General features: G+C 41.4%; 1 pseudogene. It reads right to left on the bottom strand.

Features of this window, described 5'->3' with window-relative positions:
- Window positions 1-302 (bottom strand): annotated as a pseudogene (locus ACFINZ_RS10555) (GMP synthase); the annotation flags it as partial.

The raw sequence follows: 302 nt of genomic DNA, 5'->3' as shown, positions 1-302 counted from the left end.
AAAAATTTTTTTGCACTGCATTTTCAACCCATCGGCTCAAGGCCTGATCATAAATTAAACGACCTTTCAAAGGTGCAGAAGCTGGCTGAGCACCCGTTTCAGTTAATTTTTGTGCTGAACGCACAACCAAACGTCGCATCATAGCCCGTGTGAATTCAGCATGAAATTGCAAGCCCCATGCATTTTTTCCATAACGGAAAGCTTGTGTAGGATATGTATAACCCGTTGCCAAAAGCGTTGCCTCTTTAGGTAAATCATAAATACCTTCATCATGAAAATGATAAACCATTTCCGGCCACTTC

The organism is Bartonella sp. AA81SXKL (genome assembly GCF_042196945.1).
Taxonomy (GTDB): Bacteria; Pseudomonadota; Alphaproteobacteria; order Rhizobiales; family Rhizobiaceae; genus Bartonella.
Note: the sequence above shows the minus strand (reverse complement) of the source record. Positions and strands in the feature narration are given on the sequence as shown.